We start from the raw sequence: 3,933 nt of genomic DNA, 5'->3' as shown, positions 1-3,933 counted from the left end.
GCTCCGCCCCCGGCGCGCCGCCCGGCTCCGCCCCCGCCGCCGCCCAGGGCGCCGCCCCCCTTCCCGCCGCCGCCAAGATGATGGCCGAGACGGGCGCCACCGCCGCCGCGATCGGCGCGGGCACCGGCAAGGATGGCCGCATCACCAAGGGCGACGTGCTCGACTACCTGGCCCGCCCCGCCCCCGCCGCGGCAGCCCCCGCCGCGCCCAAGCCTGCCCGTGCGCTCGATGCCGGCGAGGAGCGCGTGAAGATGACGCGCCTGCGCGCCACCATCGCGCGGCGCCTCAAGGAAGCGCAGAACACCGCCGCCATGCTCACCACCTTCAACGAGGTGGACATGGGCGCGGCCATGGCCCTGCGCGCCGAATACAAGGACGTGTTCGAGAAGAAGCACGGCGTGAAGCTCGGCTTCATGTCCTTCTTCGTGAAGGCCTGCGTCGCCGCGCTGAAGGAATTCCCGGCGGTGAACGCCGAGATCGACGGCGACGAGATCGTCTACAAGAACTTCGTCCACATGGGCATCGCGGTGGGCGGCCCGTCGGGCCTGGTCGTGCCGGTGGTGCGCCATGCCGACACGCTCTCCTTCGCCGAGATCGAGAAGACCATCGCCGCCTACGGGAAGAAGGCCCGCGACGGCGCGCTCAAGCTGGATGAGCTCGCCGGCGGGTCCTTCACCATCACCAATGGCGGCATCTACGGATCGCTGATGTCCACGCCCATCCTGAACCCGCCGCAGTCGGGCATCCTGGGCATGCACAAGATCCAGGACCGCCCGATGGCGGTGGGCGGGAAGGTCGAAATCCGCCCGATGATGTACATCGCGCTCTCCTATGACCACCGCATCGTGGACGGGAAGGAGGCCGTGTCCTTCCTGGTGCGGGTCAAGGAAAGCATCGAGGATCCGCGGCGCCTGATGCTCGACATCTGACCCGCCTGGCCGCGCCTGCCTCGGCGCGGCCCAACCCAGCACGGGAGAGCCAACATGCGAAGCCGGGACGGCCAATTCTCCGACGCGCGCCCCATACAGCGCAGCCGCGGCGAGAAGGAAAAGCTGCTGCGCGAACTCAAGGACACGCTCGCCGGGCTGAAGCCGCACGCCTCGCCCTCGATGCGCACCACGCTGGTCGCGCGCATCCGCGAGATCGAGGCCGAACTGGGCATGAGCGGCAAGAAGTAGCCGCGGCGCGCCATGTCGCGCATCGCCGTCGGCACCATCCTGCCCTCCTCCAACCGCGTGGTGGAGCGCACGACGGCCACGCTGCTGCGCCACCTGCCGGGCATAGACGGCTGCGTGGCGCGCATTCCCTATGCACCGGATGGCAGCGGCCAGCCGGCAGGCGCCTACGATACGCCCTCCTACGCCACCGCCGCCCGGCTGGTCGGCCATGCCGGCGTGGCCGCTATCTGCTGGAACGGCACGCGCGGCGCGGCGCTGGGCCTCGCGGCCGACCGTGCGCTGGCCGCGACCCTCGCCGCCGAGGCCGGCTGCCCCGCCACCACCACCGCGATCCACGCGGTCGCCCTGCTGCACCGCTGGAAGGCGCGTCGCATCGCGCTGGTGATGCCCGGCGCCGCCGCCGAGGCCACTCCGCACGCCGCCGGCTTCGCGGCGGAAGGCATCGAGACCCTCGCCGTCCGCGGCCTCGGCTGCCCGGACAACCTCTCCGCCGCCGCGGTGCCGCCCCACGCCATCGCCGACGCCGCCCGCGCCCTGGCCGCCGCGGCCAGGCCCCACGCCATCCTGGTCTGGAGCACCAACCTGCCCGGCCTCGCCTGCATGGCCCCGCTGGAGGCCGAGCTGGGCCTGCCTGTGCTGGACAGCGCCGCGCTCGGCGTGGCGGCGCTGCTCGACCTGGCGGGCATCGGCGCCGCACCGCTGGCGGGCTTCGGGCGCCTCTTCGCCGCGCCCTGAAGCGATTCAGCGCCGCCGCGCGCATCCGCGCGCATACACCGCGCGTAGGGCTGCCGAAGCACCGGAGCGCGCCATGTCCCCCCGCCTCGCCACCGCCATCCTCGCCATTGCCCTGCTGGTCCCCGGCCTGTCGCAGGCCAATCCGCTCGCCGGCACCTGGCGCGCCGCGCAGGGCGGGCAGTCGGTCGAGATCACCCTCGAAGCCGATGGCCGCTTCGCGCGCCAAGACCGCGGGCCGGACGGCACCGCCATGACCGTCTCCGGCCACTGGACTTTGGCCAATGCCGGCCCCTGGCTGCGCCTGACCATCGAGGACTGGGCCCCGCGCCGCGCCTGCGGCCTGCTCGGCTGCACGCCGATCCGCATGCTGCCCGGGGAGACCTACCGCTACGTGCTGCAGCCCGACGGCACGCTGCTGCTCGAGGATACCGGCGGGCGCATCGCCCTGCGGCGCGGGGACTGACGCGATGCCCCGCACGCAGGACCGCGCAGCCCTCGCCCTCGCCGAGGATCTCGACCAGTGCCGCGCCGGCTTCGGCGCGCTGCTGGCGCGCGCCGACCTCTCCGCCACCGCCGCGGCCGAACTCCGCCGCCGCTACGCCGAGCCGCACCGCGCCTATCACGACGCCGCCCATGTCGGGCTGCTCTGGCTGCGCCACCTGCTGCATGGCGGCGACCCCGCCGACCGCGACCTGGCGCTGGCCATCCTGTTCCACGACGCGGTCTACGACCCGATGGCGAAGGACAACGAGGACGCTTCCGCCGCGCTGCTGGCCGCGCTGGTGCCGGGCGACACCGCCTGGGCGCAGGCGGCGATCCGCGCCACCGCCGACCACCTGGCCTATGCCGGGGCCGATTGCCGCGTGCTGCGGCTGCTCGACCTCGACCTCACGCCGCTGGCCGAGGCGCCCGAGATCTTCGCCCGCAACACCGCCTTCCTGCGCCGCGAATACGCCGCGCTGGACGAAGCGCGCTGGCGCGCCGGGCGCGGCGCGGTCCTGGCGCGCTTCCTCGAAGCCCCGGCGATCTTCCGCACGCGCCTCGCATCGATCTACGAGGCACGCGCGCGGGAGAACCTCACGGCAGCGCTGGCCGAGCTGCACGAGGCGGCATGAATCGGAAGGCGCCGGCGCTGACCACGCCAAGCGCCAGCCCCTCCAGCGCGCCGCCGACCAGCCCGCCCACCACCAGCGACACCGGCGTCATCGACGCCGGCCCGACCAGCCAGCGCAGGCTGCCGAGCAGCGCGCCGAGCATGAAGCCCACCATCACCACCCGGATCCACGACGCGCGCTCCGCCACGACGCGATCCAGAACGCGCCCCTGCGCCAGGCCGTAGAGCAGCCCGCCCACCACGCCCTTCAGCGCCGCGCCCATCAGCACGAAGACCACGATCGGCAGGCTGCCGGCATGCTGCGCGAGCACGCCAAAGACCAGCGCCACGACCAGCGCCGTGAGGTAGCCCGCCGCCGCCGTCGCGCCGATCCAGGCGCCGAGCGGCAGGTCCTGGTAGGCCTGGCGCAGCACCGCACCCTGCGCGGCGCCGAGGCAGGCGCCCATCACGGCCCCGCCCAGCGCCTGCAGCAGCGGTGCGAGCATCGGCAGGCCGCGCAGGCCCGGCGCCAGGCCGGGCAGCAGCAGCGCGTTCCACAGCGCGGCCAGCGCCAGGCCGACCGCGCCGCCAGCCGCGCAGGCGAGGATCCATCGGCCGGCATGACCGGGGGGCGGCGTCCAGTCGGACATGGCTCAGTCTCCGTGGCGGTGTTCGGGGCGCGACGCGCGGCGGGTCATGCAGCATCCCCCGGCAGCACGACATCGAGCCAGCCGCGCGCATCCATGCGCGCCTGGTCGCCGGCCAGCAGCAGCACCGTCGTGGTGTCGCTCTCGACGATGGCGGGGCCGGCGATGGCCTGCCCGTCCGCCAGCGCGGCGAAGTCGAAGACGGGCAGGTCGGCCTCCGTGCCGCCGAGCCGCGCGCGGCGCGTGGCGAAGGGCGCGGCGGGGGCACGGCCTGCGGCGG

6 protein-coding genes and 1 pseudogene are annotated in these 3,933 nt (G+C 74.3%); 5 read left to right on the top strand and 2 right to left on the bottom strand.

Features of this window, described 5'->3' with window-relative positions; genetic code table 11:
• From odhB to HW578_RS23925, 5 genes are all read left to right on the top strand, one after another.
• Positions 1 to 929: 2-oxoglutarate dehydrogenase complex dihydrolipoyllysine-residue succinyltransferase (gene odhB, locus HW578_RS23945; protein ID WP_198373217.1), on the top strand; the 929-nt coding region annotated here is incomplete at its 5' end.
• Positions 930 to 983: 54 nt separating this feature from the next.
• Positions 984 to 1,178 carry a hypothetical protein gene (locus HW578_RS23940; RefSeq protein ID WP_198373216.1) on the top strand — a complete coding sequence of 65 codons (195 nt, stop codon included), beginning with the start codon at positions 984 to 986 and terminating at the stop codon, positions 1,176 to 1,178.
• A gap of 12 nt (positions 1,179 to 1,190) precedes the next feature.
• Positions 1,191 to 1,913: an aspartate racemase/maleate isomerase family protein gene (locus tag HW578_RS23935; protein ID WP_198373215.1), complete on the top strand. Its 723-nt coding sequence runs from the start codon at positions 1,191 to 1,193 to the stop codon at positions 1,911 to 1,913.
• Between the two features lie 73 nt (positions 1,914 to 1,986).
• The gene (locus HW578_RS23930; RefSeq protein WP_198373214.1) at positions 1,987 to 2,376 is read left to right on the top strand and encodes a hypothetical protein; all 390 of its coding nucleotides are present in this window, start codon (positions 1,987 to 1,989) and stop codon (positions 2,374 to 2,376) included.
• A 4-nt stretch (positions 2,377 to 2,380) separates the two neighbouring features.
• Complete coding sequence (locus HW578_RS23925; protein WP_198373213.1) at positions 2,381 to 3,028, top strand: hypothetical protein; 648 nt, start codon at positions 2,381 to 2,383, stop codon at positions 3,026 to 3,028.
• Here the strand turns inward: HW578_RS23925 and HW578_RS23920 are convergent.
• Positions 2,991 to 3,656, bottom strand: a complete 666-nt coding sequence (locus HW578_RS23920) for a hypothetical protein (protein WP_198373212.1) — start codon at positions 3,654 to 3,656, stop codon at positions 2,991 to 2,993. The genes HW578_RS23925 and HW578_RS23920 overlap by 38 nt on opposite strands.
• A 44-nt stretch (positions 3,657 to 3,700) precedes the next feature.
• A pseudogene (locus HW578_RS23915) lies at positions 3,701 to 3,933 on the bottom strand (hydantoinase/oxoprolinase family protein); the annotation flags it as partial.

The sequence above is a fragment of the Roseomonas rosulenta genome (assembly GCF_016106005.1).
In the GTDB taxonomy this organism is placed as follows: Bacteria; Pseudomonadota; Alphaproteobacteria; order Acetobacterales; family Acetobacteraceae; genus Neoroseomonas; species Neoroseomonas rosulenta.
The sequence above is the reverse complement of the archived record's forward strand: the minus strand, read 5'-3'. Positions and strand labels throughout refer to the sequence as shown.

Excerpts from the sequence above, each read along its gene's own strand:
- HW578_RS23940 (WP_198373216.1), top strand. The coding sequence starts at position 984 with ATGCGAAGCCGGGACGGCCAATTCTCCGACGCGCGCCCCATACAGCGC.
- HW578_RS23930 (WP_198373214.1), top strand. The coding sequence starts at position 1,987 with ATGTCCCCCCGCCTCGCCACCGCCATCCTCGCCATTGCCCTGCTGGTC.
- HW578_RS23920 (WP_198373212.1), bottom strand. The coding sequence starts at position 3,656 with ATGTCCGACTGGACGCCGCCCCCCGGTCATGCCGGCCGATGGATCCTC.
- HW578_RS23925 (WP_198373213.1), top strand. The coding sequence starts at position 2,381 with ATGCCCCGCACGCAGGACCGCGCAGCCCTCGCCCTCGCCGAGGATCTC.
- HW578_RS23935 (WP_198373215.1), top strand. The coding sequence starts at position 1,191 with ATGTCGCGCATCGCCGTCGGCACCATCCTGCCCTCCTCCAACCGCGTG.